The organism is Sinomicrobium halophytocola, assembly GCF_052983395.1.
On the sequence record NZ_JBRKIT010000013.1, the window covers coordinates 56,054 to 82,752 of the forward strand.

Annotated in this window: 29 protein-coding genes and 1 pseudogene; 13 read left to right on the forward strand and 17 right to left on the reverse strand. The window is 42.7% G+C overall.

From position 1 onward, the window contains the following. Nucleotides 1-34: 34 nt before the first annotated feature. Nucleotides 35-1,324: a beta/gamma crystallin family protein gene (locus ACVBDY_RS05350; protein WP_447174438.1), complete on the reverse strand. Its 1,290-nt coding sequence runs from the start codon at nucleotides 1,322-1,324 to the stop codon at nucleotides 35-37. 244 nt (nucleotides 1,325-1,568) lie between these two features. Between ACVBDY_RS05350 and ffh the strand changes: the two genes are divergently transcribed. Together ffh and ACVBDY_RS05360 are read left to right on the forward strand one after the other, a co-directional pair. Continuing rightward, complete coding sequence (ffh, locus tag ACVBDY_RS05355; protein ID WP_447174439.1) at nucleotides 1,569-2,906, forward strand: signal recognition particle protein; 1,338 nt, start codon at nucleotides 1,569-1,571, stop codon at nucleotides 2,904-2,906. A 118-nt stretch (nucleotides 2,907-3,024) separates the two neighbouring features. After that, nucleotides 3,025-3,918, forward strand: coding sequence for a bifunctional 5,10-methylenetetrahydrofolate dehydrogenase/5,10-methenyltetrahydrofolate cyclohydrolase (locus tag ACVBDY_RS05360; protein ID WP_447174440.1), 894 nt, complete (start codon nucleotides 3,025-3,027; stop codon nucleotides 3,916-3,918). 97 nt (nucleotides 3,919-4,015) lie between these two features. Here ACVBDY_RS05360 and ACVBDY_RS05365 read toward each other — a convergent pair whose 3' ends face one another. The 3 genes from ACVBDY_RS05365 to ACVBDY_RS05375 form a co-directional block, all read right to left on the reverse strand. Next, nucleotides 4,016-4,249, reverse strand: coding sequence for a hypothetical protein (locus tag ACVBDY_RS05365; RefSeq protein WP_447174441.1), 234 nt, complete (start codon nucleotides 4,247-4,249; stop codon nucleotides 4,016-4,018). Next, on the reverse strand, nucleotides 4,239-4,541 hold the full coding sequence (locus ACVBDY_RS05370) for a hypothetical protein (protein ID WP_447174442.1): 303 nt from the start codon (nucleotides 4,539-4,541) through the stop codon (nucleotides 4,239-4,241). The genes ACVBDY_RS05365 and ACVBDY_RS05370 overlap by 11 nt, the downstream gene beginning before the upstream one ends. Before the next feature lie 106 nt (nucleotides 4,542-4,647). Next, nucleotides 4,648-5,211, reverse strand: coding sequence for an RNA polymerase sigma factor (locus ACVBDY_RS05375; RefSeq protein ID WP_447174443.1), 564 nt, complete (start codon nucleotides 5,209-5,211; stop codon nucleotides 4,648-4,650). Between the two features lie 394 nt (nucleotides 5,212-5,605). Between ACVBDY_RS05375 and sigZ the strand changes: the two genes are divergently transcribed. Then, nucleotides 5,606-6,148 carry an RNA polymerase sigma factor SigZ gene (sigZ, locus tag ACVBDY_RS05380; RefSeq protein ID WP_447174444.1) on the forward strand — a complete coding sequence of 181 codons (543 nt, stop codon included), beginning with the start codon at nucleotides 5,606-5,608 and terminating at the stop codon, nucleotides 6,146-6,148. Between the two features lie 8 nt (nucleotides 6,149-6,156). Here the strand turns inward: sigZ and ACVBDY_RS05385 are convergent, their stop codons facing one another. The 6 genes from ACVBDY_RS05385 to ACVBDY_RS05410 all read right to left on the reverse strand — a co-directional run bounded on the left by ACVBDY_RS05385 (nucleotide 6,157) and on the right by ACVBDY_RS05410 (nucleotide 10,989). After that, a complete protein-coding gene (locus ACVBDY_RS05385; RefSeq protein ID WP_447174445.1) occupies nucleotides 6,157-6,906 on the reverse strand; it encodes a LytR/AlgR family response regulator transcription factor in 750 nt (249 codons plus the stop codon). Then, nucleotides 6,887-7,936: a sensor histidine kinase gene (locus tag ACVBDY_RS05390; RefSeq protein WP_447174446.1), complete on the reverse strand. Its 1,050-nt coding sequence runs from the start codon at nucleotides 7,934-7,936 to the stop codon at nucleotides 6,887-6,889. Before ACVBDY_RS05390 ends, ACVBDY_RS05385 begins: the two co-directional genes overlap by 20 nt. Nucleotides 7,937-8,147: 211 nt before the next feature. Continuing rightward, nucleotides 8,148-9,134 (reverse strand): NAD-dependent epimerase/dehydratase family protein, encoded by a 987-nt coding sequence (locus ACVBDY_RS05395; protein ID WP_447174447.1) that lies wholly within the window; start codon nucleotides 9,132-9,134, stop codon nucleotides 8,148-8,150. 4 nt (nucleotides 9,135-9,138) lie between these two features. Next, nucleotides 9,139-9,930 (reverse strand): SDR family NAD(P)-dependent oxidoreductase, encoded by a 792-nt coding sequence (locus ACVBDY_RS05400; protein ID WP_447174448.1) that lies wholly within the window; start codon nucleotides 9,928-9,930, stop codon nucleotides 9,139-9,141. Continuing rightward, nucleotides 9,930-10,358: a DUF2062 domain-containing protein gene (locus tag ACVBDY_RS05405; RefSeq protein WP_447174449.1), complete on the reverse strand. Its 429-nt coding sequence runs from the start codon at nucleotides 10,356-10,358 to the stop codon at nucleotides 9,930-9,932. Before ACVBDY_RS05405 ends, ACVBDY_RS05400 begins: the two co-directional genes overlap by 1 nt. 25 nt (nucleotides 10,359-10,383) lie before the next feature. Beyond that, nucleotides 10,384-10,989 carry an SRPBCC family protein gene (locus tag ACVBDY_RS05410; protein ID WP_447174450.1) on the reverse strand — a complete coding sequence of 202 codons (606 nt, stop codon included), beginning with the start codon at nucleotides 10,987-10,989 and terminating at the stop codon, nucleotides 10,384-10,386. Nucleotides 10,990-11,282: 293 nt separating this feature from the next. Between ACVBDY_RS05410 and ACVBDY_RS05415 the strand changes: the two genes are divergently transcribed. Further along, nucleotides 11,283-12,797 (forward strand): choice-of-anchor I family protein, encoded by a 1,515-nt coding sequence (locus ACVBDY_RS05415; protein ID WP_447174451.1) that lies wholly within the window; start codon nucleotides 11,283-11,285, stop codon nucleotides 12,795-12,797. Nucleotides 12,798-13,435: 638 nt separating this feature from the next. Here ACVBDY_RS05415 and ACVBDY_RS05420 read toward each other — a convergent pair. The 7 genes from ACVBDY_RS05420 to ACVBDY_RS05450 form a co-directional block, all read right to left on the reverse strand. After that, a complete protein-coding gene (locus ACVBDY_RS05420) occupies nucleotides 13,436-13,777 on the reverse strand; it encodes a hypothetical protein (protein WP_447174452.1) in 342 nt (113 codons plus the stop codon). 77 nt (nucleotides 13,778-13,854) lie between these two features. Further along, nucleotides 13,855-14,895, reverse strand: a complete 1,041-nt coding sequence (locus ACVBDY_RS05425) for a hypothetical protein (protein ID WP_447174453.1) — start codon at nucleotides 14,893-14,895, stop codon at nucleotides 13,855-13,857. A gap of 64 nt (nucleotides 14,896-14,959) precedes the next feature. Continuing rightward, nucleotides 14,960-15,631 (reverse strand): hypothetical protein, encoded by a 672-nt coding sequence (locus tag ACVBDY_RS05430; protein WP_447174454.1) that lies wholly within the window; start codon nucleotides 15,629-15,631, stop codon nucleotides 14,960-14,962. A 165-nt stretch (nucleotides 15,632-15,796) separates the two neighbouring features. After that, on the reverse strand, nucleotides 15,797-16,483 hold the full coding sequence (locus ACVBDY_RS05435) for a response regulator transcription factor (protein ID WP_447174455.1): 687 nt from the start codon (nucleotides 16,481-16,483) through the stop codon (nucleotides 15,797-15,799). Further along, complete coding sequence (locus ACVBDY_RS05440) at nucleotides 16,480-17,259, reverse strand: sensor histidine kinase (protein ID WP_447174456.1); 780 nt, start codon at nucleotides 17,257-17,259, stop codon at nucleotides 16,480-16,482. The genes ACVBDY_RS05435 and ACVBDY_RS05440 overlap by 4 nt, the downstream gene beginning before the upstream one ends. Next, nucleotides 17,229-17,864, reverse strand: coding sequence for a hypothetical protein (locus ACVBDY_RS05445; RefSeq protein WP_447174457.1), 636 nt, complete (start codon nucleotides 17,862-17,864; stop codon nucleotides 17,229-17,231). The genes ACVBDY_RS05440 and ACVBDY_RS05445 overlap by 31 nt, the downstream gene beginning before the upstream one ends. Nucleotides 17,865-17,872: 8 nt before the next feature. Further along, the gene (locus ACVBDY_RS05450) at nucleotides 17,873-18,646 is read right to left on the reverse strand and encodes a hypothetical protein (RefSeq protein ID WP_447174458.1); all 774 of its coding nucleotides are present in this window, start codon (nucleotides 18,644-18,646) and stop codon (nucleotides 17,873-17,875) included. 839 nt (nucleotides 18,647-19,485) lie between these two features. Between ACVBDY_RS05450 and ACVBDY_RS05455 the strand changes: the two genes are divergently transcribed. The 9 genes and pseudogenes from ACVBDY_RS05455 to ACVBDY_RS05495 all read left to right on the forward strand — a co-directional run. Next, complete coding sequence (locus tag ACVBDY_RS05455) at nucleotides 19,486-20,430, forward strand: site-specific integrase (protein ID WP_447174459.1); 945 nt, start codon at nucleotides 19,486-19,488, stop codon at nucleotides 20,428-20,430. Continuing rightward, the gene (locus ACVBDY_RS05460; protein ID WP_447174460.1) at nucleotides 20,427-21,230 is read left to right on the forward strand and encodes a hypothetical protein; all 804 of its coding nucleotides are present in this window, start codon (nucleotides 20,427-20,429) and stop codon (nucleotides 21,228-21,230) included. Before ACVBDY_RS05455 ends, ACVBDY_RS05460 begins: the two co-directional genes overlap by 4 nt. A gap of 142 nt (nucleotides 21,231-21,372) precedes the next feature. Next, nucleotides 21,373-21,678, forward strand: a complete 306-nt coding sequence (locus ACVBDY_RS05465) for a helix-turn-helix domain-containing protein (RefSeq protein WP_447174461.1) — start codon at nucleotides 21,373-21,375, stop codon at nucleotides 21,676-21,678. Between the two features lie 79 nt (nucleotides 21,679-21,757). Continuing rightward, nucleotides 21,758-22,099: a helix-turn-helix domain-containing protein gene (locus ACVBDY_RS05470; RefSeq protein WP_447174466.1), complete on the forward strand. Its 342-nt coding sequence runs from the start codon at nucleotides 21,758-21,760 to the stop codon at nucleotides 22,097-22,099. Then, nucleotides 22,096-22,857 carry a P-loop NTPase family protein gene (locus tag ACVBDY_RS05475; protein WP_447174462.1) on the forward strand — a complete coding sequence of 254 codons (762 nt, stop codon included), beginning with the start codon at nucleotides 22,096-22,098 and terminating at the stop codon, nucleotides 22,855-22,857. Before ACVBDY_RS05470 ends, ACVBDY_RS05475 begins: the two co-directional genes overlap by 4 nt. A gap of 203 nt (nucleotides 22,858-23,060) precedes the next feature. Then, nucleotides 23,061-23,651 carry a BfmA/BtgA family mobilization protein gene (locus tag ACVBDY_RS05480; RefSeq protein ID WP_447174463.1) on the forward strand — a complete coding sequence of 197 codons (591 nt, stop codon included), beginning with the start codon at nucleotides 23,061-23,063 and terminating at the stop codon, nucleotides 23,649-23,651. Nucleotides 23,652-24,239: 588 nt separating this feature from the next. Next, a pseudogene (locus ACVBDY_RS05485) lies at nucleotides 24,240-24,546 on the forward strand (site-specific integrase); the annotation flags it as partial. A 199-nt stretch (nucleotides 24,547-24,745) separates the two neighbouring features. Next, nucleotides 24,746-25,300 (forward strand): RNA polymerase sigma factor, encoded by a 555-nt coding sequence (locus ACVBDY_RS05490; protein ID WP_447174464.1) that lies wholly within the window; start codon nucleotides 24,746-24,748, stop codon nucleotides 25,298-25,300. A 205-nt stretch (nucleotides 25,301-25,505) separates the two neighbouring features. Beyond that, the coding region (locus ACVBDY_RS05495) for a FecR family protein (protein ID WP_123218451.1) at nucleotides 25,506-26,699 on the forward strand (1,194 nt) is incomplete at its 3' end.

Consider the following 26,699-nt stretch of genomic DNA (forward strand, 5'->3'; position numbering starts at 1 on the left):
TACCATAACTCCCCAACTTTTCTGCCTGCTCCCTCTATAATGCTGATATTCGGACAGAGCTTACTTCATCATTAAACCCGTCGTCTCCCAGGCATTCGTCAGATACCGTTTTTGTCAGGGAACTACCGTTCAGGTTGTTGTCCCAATACAGGATCACCCCGTATCCGTTTTCCAGTTTTAAAGAAGAAATATCATCATTGGAAATACCGCGGGACTGCAAATCGGTAAGTGTATAATCTCCCGGACGGAGAGACACGGCATAACCTTCATAATTGCAATGTTCATAGAATGTAGCAACCCCTCCGGAAGCGCTGTCATAAGAATTGTTGAGATATACATGCGAAAAATCGCCCAGACCGTAGAAATAATTGTCCGTAAGCTTGGCCGGGTCCGTGGCCATTTCGCCCGATTGTACCAGGCCGTCATTCCCATCATTCCACGCCCAGGGGGCATTTGCTCCCCCGTTACCAAAATTATTTCCCTTGAAGCCGCCTCCTGCGTTGAAAAACAGTTCGGTATTTGCCCGCTGGTCCCATAATCCTCCGGTTTCGAAGATGTCTACAAGTTTATATTCCACATGAGTGTCATAATTATCCGCAGGTGCCTCGGCATTGTCTGTCATGGAAGGATAGTAGATGATACCGTCACCGTTTATGTCATACTGGGGCCATGCCTTCAGACCGTGACCTTTGGCTTCCTGGGCGGTTACCGGGTGCTGTTCTCCCTGGTATTCCACCGTTTGTAATACACCGTCCACACTTTCCGGTCCGCTATATAAAGGACTATCTGCCGTAGTATATGAATAGAAATCGGAATGGCTAACAGTAACGGCCCCTTGTAAAGATCCATAAGCGGACCCGTCTTTTTTTACGATCATCATTACGCCTTCCAGATCATTTTCGTGCTGGTCGAGCTCGTAAAGGAAAAAAATGTCCGTCCAGTCCCTCGGGTGAAAAAATGCGTAGATGATAAACCAATGTGTAGTGGTTTCTACCACAGAATAATAGCAGTGAGCGTACAGGGCATCGCCGTGGGCAGCCAGGTTTTCCCAGTTGTTTTCCGCGTTCCAGTCGCCATCGTAATCTATTGCGGTAAGGTAATCGGATTTACCACCTTCGGAATACGTCCCCGTGGCATCGACATCCATGTAGTGTACAGGCGCCCATCGTTTGGCAAGGCCGGAACTCCCGGAGGCGTAGGTCATGGCTTCTTCACCGGGTAGGGTAAAATCTTCCGTTTCGGGATTACTACAGGCAAACAAAGTGCATAAGACTAATAAAACCGGGATTTTTCCGGTTAGCAAAAGCAGGTCAGATTTTTTCATAAGTTTTTGATTTGTGGTTTATAAGAAGGTTAAGTTACCATTTTGGAAGCATTCGGACCGTATAGACAGATTATAAAAAAGAAAAGTTTTTGTTAAAGAGACTGAGCTTTTCCGGTTTTGTGGTGCTGTAAATGGAAAATGTTTAAAATTAGGGCTTCAGCCTGGTTGTCTTCGGTACAAATTCTTAAATTTGCACCTGCCGCAAAACGAAGTGGTAATCTTGTAAAAAAAGAAGCAGGTAATTATGTTTGACAATTTAAGTGAAAAGCTGGATAAAGCCCTTCACGTCCTCAAAGGGCACGGGCAGATTACGGAGATCAATGTAGCGGAGACCCTGAAGGAAGTGAGAAGAGCGCTTCTCGATGCCGACGTTAACTTCAAGATAGCCAAGGATTTTACCAATAGTATCAAGGAAAAGGCTCTTGGCCAGAATGTATTGACTACATTACAGCCCGGACAACTTATGGTAAAGCTCGTCAAAGACGAACTTACCGAACTTATGGGCGGGGATGCCGAAGGGATTGATCTTTCCGGAAACCCTTCCGTGATCCTTATGTCGGGATTACAGGGGTCCGGTAAAACCACTTTCTCCGGAAAACTGGCCAATTACCTTAAAAATAAAAAGACAAAGAAACCTCTTCTTGTAGCCTGTGACGTGTATCGCCCCGCGGCGATAGACCAGTTGCATGTGGTTGGAGAACAAATAGGTATTGAAGTTTATTCCGACCGGGATAATAACGACCCGGTGGCCATTGCCAAGGCGGGTATACAACATGCCAAAGCCAACGGGCACAATGTGGTTATCGTCGATACGGCCGGTCGTCTTGCAGTGGATGAGGAGATGATGATCGAAATATCCAACATTCACAAAGCTATTACTCCCGAAGAAACCCTGTTTGTGGTAGATGCCATGACCGGGCAGGACGCGGTAAATACGGCCAAGGCATTTAATGACAGGCTGGATTTTGACGGGGTGATCCTTACCAAACTTGATGGGGATACCCGTGGTGGAGCGGCGATTTCCATTAAATCCGTAGTGAACAAACCTATCAAGTTTATAGGTACGGGAGAAAAAATGGATGCTATCGATGTATTTCACCCTTCACGTATGGCCGACCGTATCCTGGGAATGGGAGATGTAGTGTCGCTTGTGGAACGAGCCCAGGAACAATACGATGAAGAAGAAGCGCGAAAACTGCAGAAAAAGATAGCCAAGAACCAGTTTGGTTTTGATGATTTCCTTTCGCAGATACAGCAGATCAAAAAGATGGGGAGCATGAAAGATCTCATGGGGATGATTCCCGGTGCAGGTAAAGCCCTCAAAGATGTGGATATAGACGATGACGCGTTTAAGCATATAGAAGCCATTATCCATTCCATGACCCCGGAGGAACGCTCTGTGCCGTCCATGCTGAACGCATCCCGTAAAAAAAGGATAGCCAAAGGTTCCGGTACATCCGTACAGGAGATTAACCAGTTGCTGAAACAGTTTAACCAGATGAGCAAGATGATGAAGATGATGCAGGGAGGCAGTGGCCGTAAAATGATGCAGATGATGAGCGGAATGAAGGGAATGCGTTAATGAGATAATTGGATAATAAGTTAAAAAGATTATAGGCTCCCCAAAGGGGAGATGCCAAAGGCAGGGGAGGATACTCCTCAGTTCCAAAACCAATAAACTACAAACCACAAACGATAAAATGGAATTACTCGACGGGAAGAAAATTTCCAATCAAATTAAGGATGAAATAGCTGCGGAAGTAGCGGAGATGAAGAAAAAAGGAGAGAAGGTACCGCATCTTGCAGCCGTACTGGTAGGAAATGACGGAGCCAGTCTTACTTATGTGGGAAGTAAAGTAAAAGCTTGTGAAAGGATAGGGTTTGAGTCGACTCTCGTGAAATTGCCCAGTACCATCAGTGAAGTGGAATTACTGAAAAAGATCAAAGACCTCAATGAAGATGATGGCATAGATGGTTTTATCGTACAGTTACCGCTGCCCAAGCAGATAGATACCCAAAAGGTGCTGATGGCCGTGGACCCGGATAAGGATGTAGATGGTTTTCACCCGGTGAACTTCGGTAAAATGGCGTTGGATATGACTACTTTTATCCCTGCTACACCTTTTGGTATACTCGAACTTCTGGAGCGTTATAATGTAGAGACCAAAGGAAAGCACACTGTGGTAATAGGACGGAGCCATATCGTGGGAAGGCCAATGAGCATCCTTATGGGAAGAAAAGGATTTCCCGGAAATTCCACGGTGACCCTTACACACAGCCATACCAGGAATATAACCCAGATCACCTCACAGGCCGATATTATTATTACTGCCCTGGGGCGACCTAACTATCTGAAAGCAGAAATGGTAAAAGACGATGCCGTTATTATCGACGTGGGGATAACCCGGGTCCCGGATGAATCCGCAGCCAGGGGATATCGTATTGTCGGGGATGTGGATTTTGAGAACGTAAGTAAAAAAGTCAGTTATATTACCCCGGTGCCCGGAGGTGTGGGACCTATGACCATAGCAATGCTCCTGAAAAACACCCTTCTGGCCAGGGAAAGACATATGATAAGAAAAGAAGACAAATAGGCAGCAATAGCTATATTTTCCAATACCGGATTCCGGACGTTCCCTTAGCTGTGATCTCTTTATTTCAGGGAATTTCCGGAATCTTTGTTTTTGCAGGCTACATCAGTGCTTTGCATTGTGTATTCCGATACATAAGGATACTTTCTACTTCTTCCTCCGTGATCCCGCAGGAGACGATACGGAGAATATTATCCACATCTTCCAGGTCGAAATTGGCCTGTTTTACACCTTTGTGAAGCAATAGCGCTTCCAGTATGGCATTGGCTTCATTGGTGGAGTTTATGCTGGTGGCAAATACCAGCACTTCCAGAGTGACGGTTCTATTGTTCATTGTCGTTTTCTTGACGGTTGCACAGTTTTTCTTTCCATTTTTGTTGGAATCCGGATTTCCATTGGCGTTTGGCATAGCCGGGAGGGCCGTATCTTCTTCTGTAGTTCCAGCCGCTTCCCAGGAATAACAGTTTACACAACAGTAAAACGCCCAGGGTTTGCCAGAAGGTAAGTGCGGTAATACCAAATACATATGGCATTAACCAGTTCCATAATTGCATTACCACAAATACATAAAGAGCAATGCAAGCCAGTTTTACGACTACGAGTCCTATGATCTTTAATACTTTCATCTGTTTATTTTTTATTGTTTTTATCGGTCATACATAACCTTTGATGTTTAAAATAATTATTCTCCTGTGTGTCATATCATTATTTAGAACATGCCGGTTTCATGGGTCAATCATTTAACTCGTTATACAAGAGTTGCAGTTCTTTTTTAAGCCGCACCACGGCATATCGCTTTCTGGACAACACGGTATTTACCGAAACTTTCTGTTTCCGGGCGATCTCGGCAATGGGAATACCTTCTAGTTCATGGAGTGCAAAGGCATCCCGCTGCTCTTTAGGAAGGGTTCCCAGGGTGTATTCCACTATCCGGTATACTTCTTCCTGCCACATTTCCGTTTCCTGGTGGGGCGGGATATGTTCCTGGAGCCACTCAAAAATACCTGTCTCGTTTTCGTCCATGTCCGAAGGTCTTGCCAGTTCCGATTCCGGCGTAGGTCTCTTTTTACGTAAAAAGTCGATGGCCTTAAACCTGGCCGTACTGTAGAGCCATGAAGAAATCTTGTCGAGGTCCCGGATCTCTTCAAAACCAAGCACCAGGTTGTAAAAAACATCCTGTACTATATCTCTGGCATCTTCCCTGTTCGGTATCCATTGTTTCAGAAAGTGGATCAACTTGCCTTCCTCGGAGATTGTTACCCGTTGTATGACAATATTTTTTTCCTGTTGGTCCATGCAATGAAGATGCGTTATACTTATATAGTCGGAATAGCCGGAGAAATATTTTATCCTTTCCCGGATTTTTTTAAATATTTTTTTCCGGGGTGAACCACAACTGAAAAAAGAGTAAAAAAATGCGTCTTTTCACAGAATCTTCCGTCTTAATAAATGTAATCGAAAATTATATACTATGGAAACAACACATGATTGTAAATGCCAGTGTACATCCTGCAAAGAAGGAAATTGTGCGGGATGCACCTGCGAAAACTGTACCTGTGCTCATTGCGAGTGCTAGGAAGCGGGATGTAAAAAACAGAAACTTCCGGGAGTCTTTTTGTGGTGATAACCATAAGTAGCTCCCGGTAATTTATGACATGAACTTTTTTTAATTTTTCGTATATTGGGGATTATGGAGACAGCAACGATATGGGAACGCTTTTCCGGAGAAATCAAAGGGTATATCCGTAACAGGATTGATAACCCCGAAACAGCAAAAGATCTGTTACAGGAAGTATTTGCCAGGGTACACTTGCACCTGGATGACCTGGAGGATGAAGGAAAACTCAAATCGTGGATATATACGATCGCTCGCAATGCGGTAACCGATCACTACAGAAAAAACAGGGCGGAGGTATTATTTCCGGAGGACGGAATATCTGTAGAACCCGAAGAGGGGGAAGAAATGACGGAAAAGGATTGTCTTTTGCCTCTTATTGACAAATTACCTGAAAAGTACAGGGAAGCGTTACTGCTTAGTGAAATACAGGGAAAAAAGCAGGCAGAAGTTGCCGGAATATTGAAAATCTCTGTCTCCGGGGCCAAATCGCGTATACAAAGAGGACGAAAATTATTGCAATACGGGTATATGGATTGCTGTGATTACAAATTGAACGAACACGGACACCTGGTAGGAGAACACCAGGATGATTGTAAGGTTTGCAACCCGGAATAGACTTTGCCTTACTGGTCCAGCCAGGCTTTAAAATACCGGACACGGTCCCTGCTTACAATAATATCTTCTTCTCCCGGTACTTTGAGATCTATTTTCAGACGATTTCCGAACCACTGCCGGATAGAGGCTATGGCCGATATATTCAGGATGAACTTTCGGTTTATCTGGAAGAATGCTAACGGGTCCAGCTCTTCGGCCAGTTTGTTTACCGGGGGGTCAACAAAATGTCTTTCTCCCGAAAAAGTATGCGCCGAGGTAAGTCCGTCTTCCGATTTAAAATAGGCAACCTCTTCCGTACGGACGGCTTTGTAAAAGTCGCCCAGTTTTACCAATAACCGGTTTCTGGACATATGGGCGCCAAGAACATCCCGGAGTATTTCCTTTTCGGGTGGACGGAATATATTTTTCATCCGGTCCAGCTTTTGAAGCGCCCCGGCAATATCTTCTTTACCGTAGGGTTTGACAATATAGTCTATACTGTTCAGGGCAAAGGACTTCAAAGCGTAGTTACTGTATGCCGTAGTGAAAATTACGGGCGCCGTTACCTCTACCTGGTCGAATATCTGAAAACAGTTACCATCGGTAAGTTCTATATCCTGGAATACCAGGTCGGGCATATTATTGTTGCGATACCAATTTACCGCAGTCTTGTTCGACCCGAGAATAGCCGCAATTTCTATGGTCCCATCATATTGAAGCAGGAGGTCCCGGAGCCGGTCGGCCGTAAGTGTTTCGTCTTCAATAATCAATATGCGCATGGTCTGTGTTTTTGAATATGATTGGCAAACGAACTATGAAATTTTCTTCTACCATACCGAAACCGATATCCTGCCGGCATAACAAATGAAACCTTTTGGATAAATTCGTAAGCCCTATCCCGGTGGACTCATACGAATGTTCTTTCGGGATTGTATTATTACTTATGTATATGGACTTCTCATCGTTATAAATCCGGACCTCCAAAGGTTTTTCCGGGCTGTAACCATTGTGCTTAATCGCATTTTCCATAAGGGTCTGTAAAGTGCCGGGAGGTAAGATAATATCCTGTCTGCCTGTTAGCCGAAGATCATCTTTCAGGCTTACGGAGTTTCCGAAGCGGGTTTGAATAAGAAAGAAATAGTCCTTCATAAAATTGATCTCTTCATCGATAAAAACATACATCCGGTCATTCCTGTCTATGGAAAAACGCAACATCCGCGATAATTTCAGAATGAAATCAGATGCGAGATCGGCATCCTTATGTACCAGTGAAGACAACACGCTGAGGCTGTTGAACAAAAAATGTGGTTCTATCTGTGCCTTTAACAGTTTGTAATGTGTAATGGCATTTTCTTTTTTTAACTTTTCCGTCAGCAACTGGTTTTCCTTTACGGCCAGTTCCGTCTGAAAATACTCGTAAAAGCTCAGGGCAGAAATAAAAAGAATAAGGATGCCGAAAATGAGCACGGGGTTAAAATATCCGATATCGCCCCAATCCGTTCCGAAATGGTGAATATCGGTATACCTGTAAACCACATTTGTTATGAGTGCAAAAACATAACCGTATACTATACAGAAAAACAGGTAGGGAAAAGGTTTTTTCCGGGGAGTGAACCACTTATTTTTTATATAATCTAACAGATACAGGCACAGCATCCAAAGGCTTATGACAAAAACGGAGAAATAAATCCCCCTACGGGTAAAATCAAAGAAATGATGGAAAGTCTCATCTCCCCATTTTATAATAAGATGTAGCCCGTAAATAAGGAGCAGACGTGCAAAAAATATATGTATGGTCTTACTTTTCACAGAGATGTATTATGAACTCGTTTAAACTTTTTCCAATTGGCTGCAAAATGATCTTTTTAGCCCATATTTCGTCTTTTTCTCACCACATAGCTACGGCTATGCTCCCGATAATCATTGGGATCAAAAAAGCCTGCATCTGGACTAAAAATCTCTGTTTTTCGCTTCAATCTAAAAAGTTTAAATGAGTTCTTTGCTAATCCTAAAGTAGGGCTTATTTTTTTAAATAACCTTCTTCAGTAAACCAGTTTACGGAATTTTTTATGGCTTCATCTATGTCGGTATCGGGCATATGTAGTTCTTCTCTGGCCTTGGTATTATTGAAATAATTGTCGAGGGACAACATCCGCATATGTGTTTTCAGCAGTCGTATTTTTTGATGGGGAAAAATACGACAAGCTACACCAAAGATATTTTCGAGTTGCTTTGGTATTAGGATCATTTGTTTTCGACGGAGGGTTAGTTCCTGTATTTTTATGAAATATTCCTTATAGCTCAGGTTCGCCCCGGAAAGCAGGTAGCATTCTCCTGTTCTGCCCATGGTAAGGGCATTTGCGGTGGCAATGGCAACGGCACGGACATCAACAAAGCTTTTGCCGCCCTTCGGGCAAAACAGTATTTTGTTCTTCAGGGCATATAGCAGTAATGCACCACTGGAGGGTTTAATGTCATACGGGCCTACCAGGAAGGTGGGGGCAACGACGATACCCGGGAAATTTTCCTCCCTGTTTTTTTGAAGTACGTGCTCCTGGGCCAGGTATTTACTGTAAGCGTAACCGGAATGCCGGAGCCAGGGCATAAACCCGGAATTTTCGTTTCCAGGCTTTTCGATAGTGCCATTGGTAAAACAATTTGCCGTACTCACCAGGACAAAACGCCGGATATTATGTTTTTCACAAGCTTTTACCAGTAATTCTGTAGAAGCGAGATTGACTTTTTTATAAAGATCGAGGTTTGTGCTGTTCGGCGAGGTCATGGAAGCGCAATGGATGACATAATCCGACTCCATGACCAGCGGACCGATGTCCTCGGGATTGTGCAGTTCCCCTCTTCGTACAGTACAATCCAGTCCATTCAGACTACGGATATCGCTGCCGGGGCGGACCAGGGCAATGACCCGGAATTTTCGTTGCAGAAGTATCCTTACGATATGATTTCCCAGGAAACCATTGGCGCCTGTTACCAAAACGGTGTTTGTCATTATGCTATTGTTGTAATTCGCGTTGTAATTTAGTACTGAAAATCCGTAACTGGAGATCCACCGGCATAAATTTTTGTAAGATTGAGCTAAACCTGTTCATTTTTCCCGGGATAATGATACTCTCCTTCTGAAGCAGCCTTGCCATGCAAATGGCAGCTGTCGTTTCGGTCGAAAGTATTGAAAAGCGTATAAATTTTCCATGAGAGCTTATTCGTTTGGTCGTATCCCTGTTGGTAGCCATTCCTCCCGGATGAGCGACGGCTACGTGGATGTTGCTTCGTTTCAATTCCGCATGAAGTCCCCGGGAAAAAGAATAGACGAAAGCTTTTGTGGCGGGATATACGGTCTTATAGGGCATAGGCGAAAAGGCTGCCAGGCTGGAAATATTGAGTATGTAAGATTGTTGCTGTTTTTTGAGAACGGGAAGTAACTGGTGTGTCAGGATCACCAGTGAACGCATGTTCAGCAATAATATATGGTCAATATAAGCAAGATCGGCATCCATAAACTTCTTTGTTCCGCCTATTCCCGCATTGTTGATAAGTATATTTATATTGTATTTTTTAATGCGGGCAACCGTTTTCGATATATTTTCTTCTTTGATCAGGTCGGTTTCATGGCAAATGACTTCCACGGCATATTGTTGCATGAGTTCTTTGGCCGTATGGTGTATATGTTCACCCGGAAGGGAGATGAGGATGAGGTTCCGGCCCTGTCGGGCACACACCCCTGCCAAGGCTTTTCCCAATCCCTGACTGGCCCCTGTAATTACTGTGAATGTATTTTGATCGTACATTAGCTATGTGTTTTTTTTCGGAACCAGAGCAAGACCAAGCGATGGCTTATCCATGCAGAAAACATACCTGTAATGCATCCGCCTGTTAACAGGGAAGGAAAAACATTTTTCCCGGAAGTCATCATTATGTATATGAAGTCCAAACCGATCTTATCCGGAAAGACAAAATCGGAAGATAATCCCAGAAGGGTCTTGCCCAGCCAGTAGTTAAATGCAAATATGAAAGCCCCGGTGAAGAGGTTGGTATTGAAAACAGCAAGACAGGCGGCTTTCTTATTTACACCGATACAGGACGCTAAGCCCAGGGATACAAAAAGTTGCAGACCGGGAATGGGCATCATGCCTATAAAGGAACCCAGAGCAAATCCCCCGGCAATTTGCTTTGGACTGCCTTCCAGTGCAAAAATCTTAGTTTTTAATATAGTCAAAACTCCCGGCATAAAAAAATACTTTTCAAATTTGTAGTCGCAATCGCTCTACGGATTCTATGAATTTATCCTGTATAACAGGATCCGCGAGTATCCTCGGGAATTCCGGAGGGTCGTAAGTGATGACCCGGTGGATTATCATCGTCTTTCCTCCGGAAATTCCGGAAAATTGCCAGGTAGCGAGATAGGATTCTATCCGCTTTGTACCGGGCAGTTCCGGTCTTGCTTTTGGAATGCTGTTCATTTTAAGGATGATGGTATTTCCGGAGGTGATCAGTTCATTTCTTGTCACCAGGTCCCTGGACCGTAAAGGCCAGGGGAAGCGTAACTCAATATGGGCTTCCCATAATTTATCGTTTTTTAGCTGTATATCGCAGTTGCTGGCAGTTACCGACCATTGCCGGAACTTACGGCCATCCCTGAATTGAGAGATCACGGAGTTCACATTAGAATCTACGGTAAATACCGCTTTCATCTCCCGTGCTTTTCTTCCTTCCGGGGCCGGCACCCACCGGTAACTGATGATAATGCCCTTTTCGTTCCTGGCCATTTTCCAACCCTGTTCCTGCGGGTTTGCTATATTGAAGAAAACCAGTGTACAAAAGAGTGTGGAAATAGCCGATCGGTTCATATGCTCCCTGTTTGCTGACAAATGTATGCCCCCTAATGGCGGAGGCCATGCACATTCTCATGGGAGGTCATTTTAGGGGCTGAGTCGTATAAATCTAATATTGGACCGTAAGAGGTGCCGGATGTTAACATTAATTTCTTTTTTAAATAACCTCTGTTTAACCGCCCGGCACTTTCTTTGGGAAAATTAACACAGCCCCTGACGTAGTCCGGCTGATAGTCATAGAACTCAAGATGAGTTCATAGCCTTATTTAAAGGCATAGCGCCTGTCGAACAAATCAATAAGATAACAGATGAGACTAAAGAACTTACCCTTTCTCCTTTTACCTGCCGTGTTTTTAATATCCTGTAACGGTGATGATAACCATGGTGGCGACCCGGGAGAAGTCCCGGCAGATGTAAATTTTCAACACCTGGCTACGATTAATGCCGGGGGGACCACGGAGATAACCGCATTTGACCCGCTTACGAATAAAATGTTTACGGTGAACCCGGACGGCGATGAGGTCATGGTATACGATATATCCGATCCTTCTTCTCCGGTCAAGGGAACTTCCATATCGATAGGTGTGGGTACGCCCAACAGTGTTTCCGTATACGGGGAACAACTTGCTGTAGCCGTAGAGGCCCCGGACAAACAACAAAATGGCAATGTCCTGGTTTACAATACCGATACCCAGGAACAGGAAGATGCCTTTACGGTAGGTGCATTGCCCGATATGGTCATTTTTTCTCCGGACGGTAAATATATTGTCACTGCCAATGAGGGTGAACCCAGTGCTGACTACCTGAACGACCCCAAAGGAACGATAAGTATTATAGATACGGAAACCGGTACGGTGACCACTCTTGATTTTGATGCGTTCAATAGCCAGGAAGATGCCTTGAAGTCGCAGGGGTTCCGGGTATTCGGCCCCAATGCAACGCTGTCAATGGATGTGGAGCCGGAATATGTAGCCATATCCGATGATTCGCAAACGGCCTGGATTACCTTACAGGAAAATAACGCTATGGCCCGGGTAGACCTGGAGACCAAACATATAGATGCCATATACCCGTTAGGGTTCAAAGATCATTCCGTACCCGGGAACGAGCTTGATGCCAGTAACAGGGACGATGTGACCGAACTGAAAAACTGGCCGGTATACGGTATTTATCATCCGGATGCGGTTGTATATGTCAACCTGGACGGCACAGGTTACCTGATAACAGCAAACGAAGGTGATGCGCGCGATTATGATGCCTTTTCTGAAGAAGCGCGGATCAAGGACATTACGCTCGACGAAACAGTGTTCCCCGATGCGGAAACATTACAGCAGGATGAAAACCTGGGTCGCCTGAAGATAACCACTACTTTGGGAGACACGGATGACGACGGTGATTTTGAAGCGCTTTACGCTTACGGGGCCCGTTCCTTCTCCGTTTGGTCAACAGGTGGAGAATTGGTGTACGACAGTGGTAACGAGATCGCTGCCAGGACCCTGGAACTGACCCCGGGAAGTTTTAATGCTGACGAAGGTGAAGTGGACGGAAGGAGCGATGACAAAGGGGCCGAGCCCGAAGCCGTGGAAAACCTGAAGATAGGGGATCGCACCATCCTTTTTGTAGGACTGGAACGAAATAGCCAGGTCATGGTCTATGATATCAGCAATCCCGTTTCACCCGAATTCATCCAGATACTGGAAAGGTCCGGAGATATGGCGCCCGAAGGCGTCCTGGCCATCCCGGCAGAAGACAGCCCGTCCGAGAAGGACCTGCTGATCGTTACCCACGAAGACAGTGGTACGATTTCTATTTATCAGAATTAAAATATAAAGACCGGGAATACGTTTTTTGCAGATGATTATCCGCTGAAAATCTCAGTTTTAGAGTTGTAAAGGGAAAACGGAGACTACGCTGCTGAAACCCGGGAAGGTCTGTTCATAACTTGTTGTATGTGTTTTTCTTTACGTATAATACCTTTTGTTGTACATATCCCGGGGCAGGTGGGCGGAACGGAAGAGCACAGGGGCTTACGTTGCGCCGGGGGATGCTTACTTTCGTTATGGAGATATCTGCTTTAGGAATGAAGAGACTTTCTTATAGGGGTGTCTGTTTTATATGGAGGCTGCGGACTTTGTAACCAGGGCCTGTTAGCACGACTCAAAGTGGCTTTTTGGTCTGTTTACCACCACTCTTCGTTATTTTTCACTCATCTGGCGCTGCCAGACTCATTAAAAATGCCTTTGATAGACAAAAAAACACCCTCTAAATCCATCTTTTCCGGGTCCTGTATGCGATCCGGACCATGCTTCAACCGGTGTTTGTTTAGCCCGGGTGAAGTTGTTCCGTGCTATCTGTATAAAGGAGTTTCATACGGTAGGGAAACTGGTGGCGGACCATATTCGGGAAATAAGGGGATGTACGGAGTATGGTCCGGCACCAGGTTCCGTAGACCGGGCCCCGTTTATGGATAAAGGTAAACGTGGAAATTAAACATCAACGGGGTTCTGTCAATTAATGTGACATTGACGCTGTCGGGATGCTCGCGGTTTGTACCCCTGAAACCGAAAACCCAGCCGCCGCCGGGATGGGTTATGCACCATATCCGGAGGTTATCGGTATCGTTCCGGTTCATTTGATAACCGGCAAAACCGCAGTTAAACCGGGTACCGCTTATGGCACATTGAATGGTGACATCTCCGTCGCCGGTAGTATGGCAAACGATGTTCCCCGGAGTACCGGTAAGGTACTGATTATACGCAACCATAATGCATTCTTCAACGGATTGTAAAGTTAAATTTTTCATGATCTTCGTTTTTTAGATAAGGTATATGTTTACCTTGCAGGAGGTTTTTTGGGTCAGGTCTTCTTTTTGAGGACCATTTAGGCCCACTTAATAGTATACAGTTCGGCTATATTGACGGGCCGGGTTTCTTTTCCTTCGGATTCGTCATTGGTTTTAGAGGAAGACAGGACGTCAATGATGGTTGCGGAAACTTTGTCACCGGTCAGTACCTGTTTATTAATAGAAAAATCAAGGCCGTGGTTGTGTTTCAGAAAAATATCTTTTTCCAGTGTGCTTACGTGGTCCCCTTTGATTTTTCCGTTGCCCGATGCTGATCTGTCCCCGGCATCCGGGTCGGTCCCGGAACCATTGTCCCATGCACGGCTGAAATAGCCTCCCATATTAATGAGGTACGGATTGCCCGTAGCATCGTTGATCCCGAATTTATTGTTAATAACCGATTTGAGCCTGGTGTACTGGTTGTCCAGTTCCTTCAAGCCGTTACATAAAGACAGTTCTTCTGCGGGTGGAGTTTCCGTAGCAATATATTGCTTCCGCTCACCAATAACCCCCTGAACTATGCAGGGCAGGTGTTTCAGGGCAACAAGACCTGCGTTTGCATAACAATAACTGATATTAAGCGTTATAAACGGTTCTGTGGTAGTTATGGAGAGGGTGAGCCCGGTGGCCGATAGGGCTACGGTTAATTGCAGGTCAAATATCATTTGGCCCTTATCGGATTTGGTTACGGTATTTGAATTTACCCCGTCCGAAACCGTTACGCTTACATGGCCTTCTTTCCCGGTATTCAGAATCACCCCCGCGGTAACTGTTTCTCCGGAGAGTATCTGTTGCCATCGCGGAAATTCGTGGAGTGCCTGTTTGAATTCCATCAGTTCGCTGCCACCACTTTTCTGAATAACACATTGTTTGGTGGTACTGTCAAAATTAATGGTGCCGTTACTGCCGTTATCCCGGTACTGCCAGCCATCGGGAATTCCGTATTCGGTAGTGCTACCGTTTATCTTTCGGTTACTGAAATATCTGAAATCGTGATTGTAGACAAGATTTCTTTGCTGCAGGGCATATACATAATGTTCAACGGGAACGGTCCTTTCCATGGGATCCTTTTTTTTCATCGTGAGTTCATTTAATTTAACGGGCTGTTGCGAAACAGCCCGTTAGTGTTAAACATTTCTATGCCTACAGGGCAGCTTCGTGAAAATGAATGATCCCCTGGGCAAGTTTTGCCTGGCCGGAGTTTATAAATTTACCGGACGAGGAATCGTACTTCACAGAAATCTTATCGGTTCCGCCACCGAATCTCAACTCCGTCATGGGGGAGGTAACATTCGTCACTACCGAATTACTTACCACTTGCGATTGAAGCCATATGTAAACCGTAGTGTACGGGGTCATAAAAGCCGTACTGGATAACAGTGTCGGAACTGCGGAAATGGCGTTTCCCGTAATTTCTGTTCCGTTTACATTGGCATCCTGGTACAGTCCAACAGTCATCAGGGGTTGTTGATCAAATTTATTCAGCAACGCAAAAGCATTGGGTTGACCACCATCATCGGGTCCTGAGATGGTTGAATTGGGCTCCAAGGTATATAATTTGTCCATAGCGGCACCAACGGGTACATTGGACAGTTGTACGAGTTTGGCCCCGTTAGTAACTCCGGAAGTAGAGGCATAAATACCATATTCTTCGCCCCAGCTTAAGGTGTTTGCCTGCATGGGCTTAAAAACCTGCCATGCCACATTCGGGTTGGCATTACCACTGGGTTTTGCAACGACCACATTTGATCCTGCAGTGTAAATTGCTTTTAACTGATCGTCTGTGAAATGGACGTCTAAACTATAATCAGCCATTGTTTTAAGATTTTGGGTTTTTTCTTACTCTTTTATTGGTTTTTCAGATTACACCATAGTTCATTAATCTGGGGTTGAAGCTTCAATTGCAATGAACTGGATCAAAGTAACGAAGGAATCCGAGGGGATTTTAGCGTAGAAATTACCAAATTGTATTTTCCGTATTTATACGGAGCCGAAATGTTGTGGGGGTGTGTAGATCTCGTGGGCTATGGCGTAGACTACCAACCCGACGGTATTACGGGCACCGATCTTTTCCAAGATCCTTTGCCTGTGGCTTTCTACCGTTCGCTTACTTATATATAGATTGTCCGCGATTTCCTGGTTGGTAAGCTCCGTACAGATAAGCTTAACGACCTCTATTTCCCTTTCGGACAGGTCCTCTTCAGAAATAAGTTTGCCTTTCCGGGATTTATTCTTAACATATTCCATAAGCATTTTATGGTCTCTCTGCGAAAAGAACACCCCTGTTTCATTTACGGCATGTATGGCGGTTAACAATTCGTCCCTGCTGGAATTTTTTGGTAAAAATGCGGAAACCCCCAGTTTGATCATATGCCCGAATACGGTATTCCTGTAATGCGAGGAAAGTATTATGATTTTTAGGTCCGGGTACGTCTCTTTTAACTGTTCTACCAGTTCGAACCCGTTCATGCCGGGCATCTGGATGTCTGCGAGTATAATTTCGGGGAAATCCTTCGTAGTTATCTGGGATAATTTTTCTAAGAAAAGGTTTCCGTCGGTTGCGGTGATGGTAACGATGATTTCCTTTAAGCCGGACAATAATCTTGTAAGTCCTTCAAGAAAAAGAAACTCATCGTCTACCAGGGCGATTTTTACTGGGGTGTTCATGGTTTGGGGATTATGAGTATTAATCGGCATCCTTGATTATCAGTGCTTTTCCATTTATGTGACGCGTGAAGCGTTCTGATGCGTAAAGCTATATTTTGCAGCCCCATTCCGCTTTTCCGGGAATTCAGGTCGAAACCGATACCGTTATCTGAAAGGATGACAGCTAATGACCCGACCGAATCCCTGAGATAAATACTCATTTCGGACGCTTTGGAATGTTTTATGACATTACCGGTGAACTCCTGTATGATCCGGTAAAGCTGTACTTCGAAGGCAGTTTCCTTTTTTTGGTATTCATGGATGGTTATTAAAAGGATACGCAATGATTCCCCCACGTGGGAGATCATTTCTTCCAGGGTAATTATGAGGCCGAATTTTTCCAGGTTTACCGGATATAGGGAATGAGATATATTCCTTGTGGCATCTATCAACTCCGGAAGCTGGGAGTTTATAATTTCCCTGGACCGCTCGCTATTCCACATATCGGGGTCGCGAAGCCATACCGAAAGGATGTTCAGCCTGTTACCAACGTCATCATGCAGTTGTATGGCTATACGTTCCCTTTCGCTTTCCTGTACCCGGATCTGTTCGTTTAAAATGTTTTTCTGGTATTCGATCTCCAGTTCGTGCTGAATACTTTTTTCTTTGATTATTTTTTGGAGAAAAGTCCTGTACACCAGTAACGAGAAAGAAATTATAATGGCCAGTACAATAACCATGATCACCAGGTAGGCTGAGCTTATTGTTATTTCTTTAACCGCAAAAAAGTATAGCATGACGCACCGTAAAGAATAGATGATAATATATTGTTCATACCCCAGATTACGGATGCACTCCCGGGACTGAGGTCCCGTAACTGGTTCAGTACTAAAAAAAGGCACAGCGAAGTGGAATAATACAGGAACAAACACCCGTAGATCAGTAAAAACCGGTTCGCTTTTCTGAAATCTTTCAGTCCTTTTAATAAAGCATACCCTGCGAAACATGCTATGGACAGGTGTGAAATGACCTTTCCGTATCCTGCGGCGGTGACATCTTCTTTATTGAACCATAACACGGAGGCTTCCGTAAACATAAGAATTGCCATTATTACGATTGCTATATGCCATTTTTGTGAAAGGTCCTGCGCTGTTGCAAAAAAGGACAGTAGTATGAAAAACTCACCGCTTACATAAAAGGGATATATAAAACCGGTATTTTGTATGTAAGAAAGCATGATCAATCCCTGGTTTATCAGTTCTATGGCGAGAATAAAACCCAGATAGTACAGATAAGACTGCTTCCGTTCTTTTTTAAGCACCACCCATCTCAAAATTCCTAGTACAACCGAAAGGATCAATAGGCAATCGGAAAGGACCAGGGTACCGTAGTAAAAATTCATGGCCCTGTTTAACTGAAAGTGCTGTTCTTTTCCGGCTCATCCCTGCAAAACGGAGGGCAGGGCCGGGCCCAGTCGTATGTATTGGTCATTTCCGTATTCTGATCCCCGGCTCCCGAATGCATCAGTTGTGCCACCATGGTTGTATTGTTGACAGCGACAAAGATCAATGTTGGTATTGTCCTTTGATAAATGACTGAATCTTTAAGGGCAAAGAGCGCGATCACTTTATTGTAATTTTTACTGCTTTTTATCAGATCGGCAAACGGAACCATAAATGTTTTAAAGATCCTTTTTCCTTTGAAACCGGTACATTCGTAGTAGAACCAGTCCAGGCAACTATTTGCCCATGTTTCAATATCATTAAGAGAGTTTCCCTCGTTAATAGCCGGCGTATTATAAGTAGGTAACTCTGTTTTTTCACTGGCATGAGTGATTCTCAGGTTTTTGGAAAGCGTGGTTTTTTTTGTGATTACGGTCTGCTCTTTTTCGGTCAGAATGATGTCTTTTGTTAAAGGTTCCAGAGGAATGGCCGGATAAGAAGCAAGTTTTGTCTCCTTTCCGTTTTTATCTAAGGGTACGACAATTAAGACAAGGTGTTCGTTATGTACGCCGATATAGGTATAAAAGTATTTGTTTTTATTGTGCTTGTTGACCCAATTACAGGCCGCCCGGTCAAATTGAAATACATAAGTGGGGTCGATCAAACGTTGAATTTCGGAATAATGCGGCCTGGCGCTGTCCCAGGCCAGTATGGCATGTTCGCATTCTTTTTTTGTGAGCATAATGTAATAGGTTTGTTCATAGTTAGGTTTAAATGGGGACTAATAACACAATGTATTATTGCTTAAAATTAAGCTTTTTTTATAAGGTGTTGTATAATAAGGGGTAGAAAAGTATAATATCTGAAACTGAAGTATAGCCCGATGTGAAATAAATAATTCTGATAATCAGTATATTAATGCATAATAGGGCAGTCTTTTTCTATTTTCCTGGTACTGAAGGAAGGAAAAGGAACGAATGGAGAATAAATTACGATTTTCCGTAAAATCGGAGGTTTTTTCGGATTGATCCTGGTTTTTTATTTGCTTTATGTGTTAAGCAATGTTCTGAAAAATAAAAAACCCTGTAAAATAAATACTTTACAAGGCTTTTCTGTACTCGGGGCGGGAGTATCATATAATTTTAATATTTTAGAACCTGTTATAATCCTTTAATACTTAATATAAATAGTTTAAATAATTTTATTTAAATTTGTCTAAACATTTTTTCATTTAAATTATGTCAGTATTTTTGTCAGTGATTTAATCTCTTTAAATTCACTTAAATAGATATGCAAGTTTCATTTTACTTAGATAAAAGCAATAAAAATAAAGAAGGTTACGCTCCTGTATTTTATAGCTTAACATTTGATAATGATAGAATAAGGAAACGCGTAAAAGGAGTTTCTTCAAAGGAAAGTGATTGGAGTAAAAGGCAACAAAGAATAAAAGCCCCTTTAAAATTTCAGCCCTATAATAATCATATTGAATATAATAAAATTCTTGATGAATATGAAAATAGGGCAAAAAAACTTTTCCGATATATTTTGTTAAACGAAATTACGGCTAATAAGTCTTTTATAATGGAAAAGATGGAAAGCGGTGAAAGGTTAAATTTCTCCCACGAATTTTTGCCTTCATTTGATGAGTTTATAGAGAAGGGTAAAAGTACAAAGGCTGGACGAACTTTAATCAGGTATGGAACTGCAAAAAACTTTATCGAGAATTTCTCGATAGAGAAGGATTATCCGCTTCGATTTGATACAATTACGATAGATTTTTTCGAGAATTTCAGGGACTATGCCTTCCAGGAAAAGAAAATCCTTGTAAACTACTTTGCCAAGATCATAAGTATACTGAAAACCTTTATGAACTGGGCCCATGAGAGAGGTTACCATGATAATCAGGACTTCAAAAAATTTAAAACCACAGAACAGGAAGTCGAGGTCATATATCTTACTATGGAAGAGTTAATGACACTGTATAATCATGAATATGAGTCTAAAAAGTTAGAGCACGTAAGGGATACATATTGCTTTAGTTGTTTCACAGGGTTGAGGTTTTCTGACGTAAGACAGCTGAGGCCATCGAATATTTTTGAAGATCATATTAAGCTGAATATTCAAAAGACCAAAACCATTGACCATATTATTCCTTTAAACAATTATTCAAAGGCATTGTTGGATAAATATAAGGACACTATTTATGAACCTTTACCGGTGATCTCCTCCCAAAAGTTTAATGAATATATTAAAAAATGTTGTGAGGAAGCCGAGATAGACGCCCCAACTACTATTACCCGGTATATCGGCCAGAAACGGATTGATAAAACCGTTCCCAAACACGAATTGATTACCAGTCATACCGCCCGGAAAACCTTTGTTACCAATAGCCTGATCCTGGGGATGAAAGAATTGGTCGTCCGGAACATTACGGGCCATAAGAAAGAAAGCTCTTTTAAGCGCTATGTGAAAATCGCCGAGGATTTTAAGCAAAAGGAAATGGAGGATACCTGGAATAAAGTATGAATCGTTTTTTTGAACATATCGGGATACTGTTGATGAAAATCGATCGTGCCATTAACAGGTTCACCCAAAAATTCAAACATTTCTTCAAAATATATCTCTACCTTATATTCTTTGTTTCTCTTTTTATCCTCTTTACTTTTCTGCTTATACACTTTTTCTCGGATGATTCATACGGATCGTTCTGGCGTTTTTCTTTTGCCGTAATTTATATCCTGTTCACGGCAATTAGTGGAACAGCCGTATATTTTTACATCAAAAAACGGCGGGTCAAATATATAGACGGCTCCTGGAAAGTAGTTGACTATAAAGAAAAGCCCGAAGAAGTACCTGAAAGATCAAACATAAAACAAAAAGATCATCTTTTTGTCCCGGTTTCATCTGTACCCCTAAAATTAAAGCTGCGGCCGCAGGGATACCACGGAAAAGAGGGGATAGGGCAGAAAGACCTGGTCAATTATCTGAATGACTTTTATAACCATCAATACGAGGATGAAATCCGGTATTTTGTATATATGTACTTTGAAACTGAAAAAAAACACCAGCGCCTCCGGAAAATAAAAGGTCCTTTTGAGGCCCCTCCCATAGCTGATAAAATAAACTTTATTGAACTATTTTGGGTGTTGTACAAAGAGGAGATCATTATCAATTCATTTTCGGATGTTTCCACGTTTTTAAATACCGTTTATCCCTGGCTGGGGGATTCGATAGAAAAGATTCCCAGCGAAATGAAATTTTCAGAGCACTATAAAAACACTCCCAATATCCGAACCTTCCTTGACCGGATTAAAAGAAAGCGATAAAGATAAAAACGCTTTATTGTTGCATACACTTGACTTATTTTCAATCCCTTGCCCTTCCAATTAGGCGAATGTTTAACAAACCTTCCCTTTTTTAAGCCAACTTTGAACTGTTGAAACGGAAGTTTAACCTTAAAACAGTTCGATGATGAGCAATGTATTGTTTTATACCCACAACAAGGAAGATTTAAAAAGAGTAGTGCGGATGGTTGTGGAAGAGATTCGGAAAACAGAAATAGTTTCCCATACTCCCATGAACTCGGAAGAAGACCGGTTAAGCCAAAAGGAAGCTGCCCGGTTCCTGGGGATTTCGGTAACAAGCCTGATCAGTTGGAAGAAAAAGGGATTAGTACCCTATTTCCAGATTGGCCGGTCTATTTTCTTTTCCAAAGCAGAACTTTTAGAATTGGCCCGGAAGAACCCCGGTTTAATTAAACCGAGCAGGAAATAATGCAAAAAGAACAACCGTCATATTATTCGATTCTCCCTGCACCGGTCAGGTATGACAAAAGACTGACCCGAATGCCAAAATCCTGTATGCCGAGATCACTTCCCTAACCAACCAGTTAGGCTTTTGCTATGCCACTAACCGTTATTTTGAAGAATTGTTCCAGGTATCTACCCAATCCATCAATTTCTGGTTAAAACAGCTGGAGGATCTGGGGTATATCCAGAGGCACCTGTACCGGGATGAGGGTACTAAAGAAATCCTGAATAGGTATATCAGCATTTTTGAGAAGCCTATACAAGAAAACTTGAATAGGCCTATACAAGCATTCTTTAAGGATAATACTAAAGAAGAAATATTAAATAGTAATAATTATAAAAAGAAAAATTTTAAAAAAAGAAAAGTAAACCCGAGGAAGCCATGAAAGGGAAGACAAAGTATAGAACCGAACCCGAAACCACCCCTCAAAAGGATAAGGAAGGTAAAAATGACATGGCTGATGAAAAGAAAAAGGTTTTTCCGAATGGTGTATCTCCTTGTGTCCCTCAAAAGTCGCCAAAGTCTATAATAACCATAGCGCAATTCAAATCCCTTTTATGGAAGGAAGGGCAGCTCTATTTCGGAAAGATGAACCGTCCCTTTATCGTTGACCAGCATAACCGGGAATTTTTAAACCTGATTTCCAAATACTGGGCTAATGATATAGCATTTGAAAAAGAATCCAATGGAGAACTGCGAAAAGGACTTCTAATCTATGGCCCCTGCGGGACAGGTAAAAGCTCCATCTTTGATATTATCCAGGGCATAAGCAGGAAATATCACCTGATGCGGTTTTGGTTTAGCAGTATATCCGTCCATGATGTGGTATCCCAGTATAATAAGGAAGGGGAGTATGTCATCGAGAAATTCGCCAAAGGGAAAGTACATTTTGACGATCTGGGAACAGAACGCCTGGCCAACGCATGGGGTGTAAAAGAAAAACTTTTGGGCAGGATTTTAGAACTCCGCTACAATGAATTCAAACATAAGGGCACCAAGACCTTTGTCACTACCAATCTTACCATTGACGAACTGAAAACCTTTTATGGAAATCAAATGGAAGAACGAAGAAACCGGATAGCAGACCGGCTTTATGAGATGTTTAACTTTATGTATTTAGGTGGGCCGTCCAGGAGGTTTTAGTTACAATGAGAATTGTAAGCGAAAAAAGGCTGTAAAGCAAGAGGGTAATGCGCTGCCGCGACATTACGAATTATATTTGTGTATAATGTATTGAAATTCAATGTTTTGATATAGTGTAGTTTTATTGTTATGGAATAAAATTTTTCATTTTTATAACAAAAACACGCTCAGCCCAGTAAAACCGGTAAATTTTTTATGAAAAAATGGATATAGGATACGAAAAAGAAGCCTTTGAAGGATTGAAGATTAAAACTTCGGTAGCCCAAAAATTCCGGAAGTATTGCAAAAAACTGTCCCAATCCCAATCCATGAGTCTGTTGCTCATGCTGGAATTTTTTGAGTACAATGAAGTCTCTCCAAAGGATGTCATAGGGCCAAATATGCAGACTTTGGAAAGTGTGTTGGAAAAGCGTATTAATGCTGTTGTTTCCATAGTAAAGGATATAGAAAAACACCAAACCCAGCCTACTGTGGAGATGTTACAATCCCTGTTTGAAAATACTTCTCCCGCGCGGGAACCTAAGAAAAAACTATGGCAGGAAAAGAAGACTTTTCCAAAGCAAAAAGATGGGAAACCTTTACCCTTAGACTTGCAATTGGAAGAAACCAGGGAAGAACGAGACTATTATAAAAACTGCTATTCCCGATTAGAAAGGAAATTTTCCGTCACCCAACAGGATTTAAAAAAAGTATTGAATAATATAAAACTCGTCCGCCCTCCTCTTACAAAATCTTATTTCCGGGTGGAGATTACACCCAAAGAGCTGAAGTACATAAAAGAAAATCTTTATTGAGATGATATAACTATCCATAGCATGCTTTAAGGTGTTGTAATATTACAGTCAGTTATCGTCGAAGATAACGGCAAGATGTCCGGTTGTGTCACAACCGATGTTTTGGGCTGTATGCGCTCGAATCTCGGCAGCCCTGCTGATTTTAGGATTTTAGGTTTGATCGATAGAGAAAAGAAGGGGATCATGGAGAAGATAGTTATGATAAAAGAGATGTTAAAGAATAGAGCTTATGATCATGTTTGCTTTTGGTTTTAGCAAGTCTTGTGCTATAAACAACAAACCAACACGCTCCCGGGACAACAGAAGCGGTTGGCCTTACAGTGTGTCCAGGTCAAATAATTTTCCGCATAAAGCCGCTGTCGCTATTTATAGGAAAATTATTTAAGCATGCCCCTGCTGCGGAGTATCCTCGCAGGGACAGCGACCTGGGCACATCTGTTGTTTGATGGCGTAACCGAAAGGGAAGGCTGAATGGCACGCGACCTGCTAAAACCAAAATGATAAAAGATGTATAATATAGAGGGGCGATGGTGATTTTTAGTAACCTCCAACTGTCAGATCAAATAGTGACTATTACAAATACACCGAGGATTTGTATTTCCATTTTTGCGTGATGTGGACCTCAAAAACCCGGAGGATGTTTTTGAAAAACAAGGAATGCTGCAAGCCTTCTCAATAAATACCTTGAACGTATTGCTACCCAATGTGGTATAGAAAAGTCGTTGTCGAATCATATTGCCCGTCATAGTTTTGGTAATATTGCAGGGGAAAGGATACACCCGTTAATGTTACAGAAATTATATCGGCATAGTGATTAAAAACAATCCTGAACTACCAGGCTAATTTTATTCATAAGGAAGCAGACAAAGCTCTTGATGAGGTAATCAATTTCTGAGAACTCATAACAAAAGGATTTTTTTTCTTCCGGTCATACCTGGATTTTCTTTGAATAAGGGGGAAACCTCGGGAGGTGCTATTGCTGATTCGCATTATTTTAGTTAATTTACGCGCCATTATAGGGGAATTTTTCTCTATAATTGTTTTTGATACTCCGAAAATAGCTTTGGAGATTAATTTGTTGTGGCAATATATTTATGGGATTAAGAGATCTGACTATCCTGGAAAAACTTAAAAATGGAAACCCCTCGGGCTACAAAGAGTTGTTTGACCTTTACTATGAGCCGTTGACTAGCTATGCTCTGAAATATTGCGATTCCTTTTCTGTGGCTGAAGATATTGTCCAGGAATTATTTATAAAGATCTGGGATAAAAAATTGTATTTGGAATTTGAAGCGCCCATAGGTCCATATCTATTTATGGCTGTGAGGAATAATGCCTTGTTGGCTGTTAAAAGAAATTCCCGGTATTACTTTGAGGAGATTGAAGATGAGGTCAATACACTTATGGAAGAAGAACAGAGCTCCCGCGAAGTTTCAGAACAGGAAAAAGAGAAACTTTATAAGGAGATTGAAGCCCTTCCGGAAAAAGGTAAGGAAGTTTTTAAGGCCATCGTACTGCAAAATATGAAATACAAAGAAGTAGCTGAGCAAATGGGTATATCCATAAACACGGTAAAGACTCATTATTCCAGGGCCCTGAAACAACTTCGCCAATTGCTTGCTATCATGGTCCTGTTATTATTGCTTTAACAAGAGGTTTGATTTTATGTCTTTTTTCTCAGTTCTTGAAAAAGTTTGATATATAAAATTTTAGCACATGACAAAAAACAATTAGGACATAAGACATTTAAAATGTTAAAGGCTGATATATCAGTCTTACGTCTTAAGTCCGGAAAGTAATGAATTTGGATTTTTTGTTATGTACTCATAATATAAATATAGGATAGATACGGTCATGGATAAGATCACTGACGATATATTGGAGCTGATAGCGGCCTATACCACGGGAGAGATCGGGGCGGATGAATTCCGGACCTTGACATCATGGATAGAGGAGAGCGAGGAGAACAGGCGTGCCTTTAAGTCTTACCTGTATGCATACAAGACATGGCAGAAGGCCGGCTTTGAGGATAACCTGGATAAAGGAGCCTCCTGGGACCGGCTGATTTCCAGACTGGAAAAGCCGTTCGAACCTGTGCAGGTACATAAACAGCCTGTGGATCACCCCGGGAAGCCACGCTTTATTTCCCGGTATATAAAATATGCAGCAGTAGCAGTTATCCTGCTATTGTTGTCCATAGGATTCATCTTTAAAGAAAGCATTTTTAACGGTTCTTCGGTTAAGGACACGGAGATGGTTACCCCGATTACCTCCGGAGGGAATAAAGCGGTCCTTACCCTGGAAGACGGAGAAGATATAGTTCTTGAGGAAGGCCGTCCATACACTACAGGCAAAGCGAAAAGCAATGGCAAACGTCTGGTGTATAGGGAGGGGGCATCGGTTTCCGAGGCGGAGACAGTGTATAATTATCTAACAGTTCCGAGAGGGGGGCAGTTTTACGTACAGCTCTCTGACAGTACGGGGATATGGTTGAACTCGGAGACCCGGATAAAATACCCTGTATCGTTTGCAGAGGGCCGTCCCCGCGAAGTGGAGCTGGTCTACGGGGAGGCTTATTTTGAGGTATCTCCTGCTGCCAGACACGATGATACGCCCTTCAGGGTACATACCCGGGAACAGGTGGTAGAAGTGTTGGGCACGGAATTTAACATTAAGGGTTATCGTGAAGAAGGCCGGGTGTTGACCACTTTGGTAGCGGGGAAGGTCAGCGTAAGCAATGGGGCTTTAACAAGGACAATTTTTCCGGGGCAACAGTCCGTAGTAGAGGATGGTAAGGAAACTCTGGAGGTAACAGCAGCAAATGTAACCAACGAGATCGCCTGGAAACACGGCGAGTTCAGGTTTGAGGATATGAGGCTGGAAGCGATGTTGCGTATTCTTTCGCGCTGGTATGACCTGGAAGTGAAGTTTGATGACGCCGGTAAAAGGGATATGATATTTTCGGGGGTTTTGAAGCGTTCGGAGAGTGTCACCGTTTTGCTGGAGAAGATAGAGCGTGTAGGCGGGGTGAGTTTTCAGATAAAGGAT

Excerpts from the sequence above, each read along its gene's own strand:
- ACVBDY_RS05350 (WP_447174438.1), bottom strand. The coding sequence starts at position 1,324 with ATGAAAAAATCTGACCTGCTTTTGCTAACCGGAAAAATCCCGGTTTTA.
- ffh (WP_447174439.1), top strand. The coding sequence starts at position 1,569 with ATGTTTGACAATTTAAGTGAAAAGCTGGATAAAGCCCTTCACGTCCTC.
- ACVBDY_RS05360 (WP_447174440.1), top strand. The coding sequence starts at position 3,025 with ATGGAATTACTCGACGGGAAGAAAATTTCCAATCAAATTAAGGATGAA.
- ACVBDY_RS05365 (WP_447174441.1), bottom strand. The coding sequence starts at position 4,249 with ATGAACAATAGAACCGTCACTCTGGAAGTGCTGGTATTTGCCACCAGC.
- ACVBDY_RS05370 (WP_447174442.1), bottom strand. The coding sequence starts at position 4,541 with ATGAAAGTATTAAAGATCATAGGACTCGTAGTCGTAAAACTGGCTTGC.
- ACVBDY_RS05375 (WP_447174443.1), bottom strand. The coding sequence starts at position 5,211 with ATGGACCAACAGGAAAAAAATATTGTCATACAACGGGTAACAATCTCC.
- sigZ (WP_447174444.1), top strand. The coding sequence starts at position 5,606 with ATGGAGACAGCAACGATATGGGAACGCTTTTCCGGAGAAATCAAAGGG.
- ACVBDY_RS05385 (WP_447174445.1), bottom strand. The coding sequence starts at position 6,906 with ATGCGCATATTGATTATTGAAGACGAAACACTTACGGCCGACCGGCTC.
- ACVBDY_RS05395 (WP_447174447.1), bottom strand. The coding sequence starts at position 9,134 with ATGACAAACACCGTTTTGGTAACAGGCGCCAATGGTTTCCTGGGAAAT.
- ACVBDY_RS05400 (WP_447174448.1), bottom strand. The coding sequence starts at position 9,930 with ATGTACGATCAAAATACATTCACAGTAATTACAGGGGCCAGTCAGGGA.
- ACVBDY_RS05410 (WP_447174450.1), bottom strand. The coding sequence starts at position 10,989 with ATGAACCGATCGGCTATTTCCACACTCTTTTGTACACTGGTTTTCTTC.
- ACVBDY_RS05415 (WP_447174451.1), top strand. The coding sequence starts at position 11,283 with ATGAGACTAAAGAACTTACCCTTTCTCCTTTTACCTGCCGTGTTTTTA.
- ACVBDY_RS05420 (WP_447174452.1), bottom strand. The coding sequence starts at position 13,777 with ATGAAAAATTTAACTTTACAATCCGTTGAAGAATGCATTATGGTTGCG.
- ACVBDY_RS05425 (WP_447174453.1), bottom strand. The coding sequence starts at position 14,895 with ATGAAAAAAAAGGATCCCATGGAAAGGACCGTTCCCGTTGAACATTAT.
- ACVBDY_RS05430 (WP_447174454.1), bottom strand. The coding sequence starts at position 15,631 with ATGGCTGATTATAGTTTAGACGTCCATTTCACAGACGATCAGTTAAAA.
- ACVBDY_RS05435 (WP_447174455.1), bottom strand. The coding sequence starts at position 16,483 with ATGAACACCCCAGTAAAAATCGCCCTGGTAGACGATGAGTTTCTTTTT.
- ACVBDY_RS05440 (WP_447174456.1), bottom strand. The coding sequence starts at position 17,259 with ATGCTATACTTTTTTGCGGTTAAAGAAATAACAATAAGCTCAGCCTAC.
- ACVBDY_RS05445 (WP_447174457.1), bottom strand. The coding sequence starts at position 17,864 with ATGAATTTTTACTACGGTACCCTGGTCCTTTCCGATTGCCTATTGATC.
- ACVBDY_RS05450 (WP_447174458.1), bottom strand. The coding sequence starts at position 18,646 with ATGCTCACAAAAAAAGAATGCGAACATGCCATACTGGCCTGGGACAGC.
- ACVBDY_RS05455 (WP_447174459.1), top strand. The coding sequence starts at position 19,486 with ATGGAAAAGATGGAAAGCGGTGAAAGGTTAAATTTCTCCCACGAATTT.
- ACVBDY_RS05460 (WP_447174460.1), top strand. The coding sequence starts at position 20,427 with ATGAATCGTTTTTTTGAACATATCGGGATACTGTTGATGAAAATCGAT.
- ACVBDY_RS05465 (WP_447174461.1), top strand. The coding sequence starts at position 21,373 with ATGATGAGCAATGTATTGTTTTATACCCACAACAAGGAAGATTTAAAA.
- ACVBDY_RS05475 (WP_447174462.1), top strand. The coding sequence starts at position 22,096 with ATGAAAGGGAAGACAAAGTATAGAACCGAACCCGAAACCACCCCTCAA.
- ACVBDY_RS05480 (WP_447174463.1), top strand. The coding sequence starts at position 23,061 with ATGGATATAGGATACGAAAAAGAAGCCTTTGAAGGATTGAAGATTAAA.
- ACVBDY_RS05490 (WP_447174464.1), top strand. The coding sequence starts at position 24,746 with ATGGGATTAAGAGATCTGACTATCCTGGAAAAACTTAAAAATGGAAAC.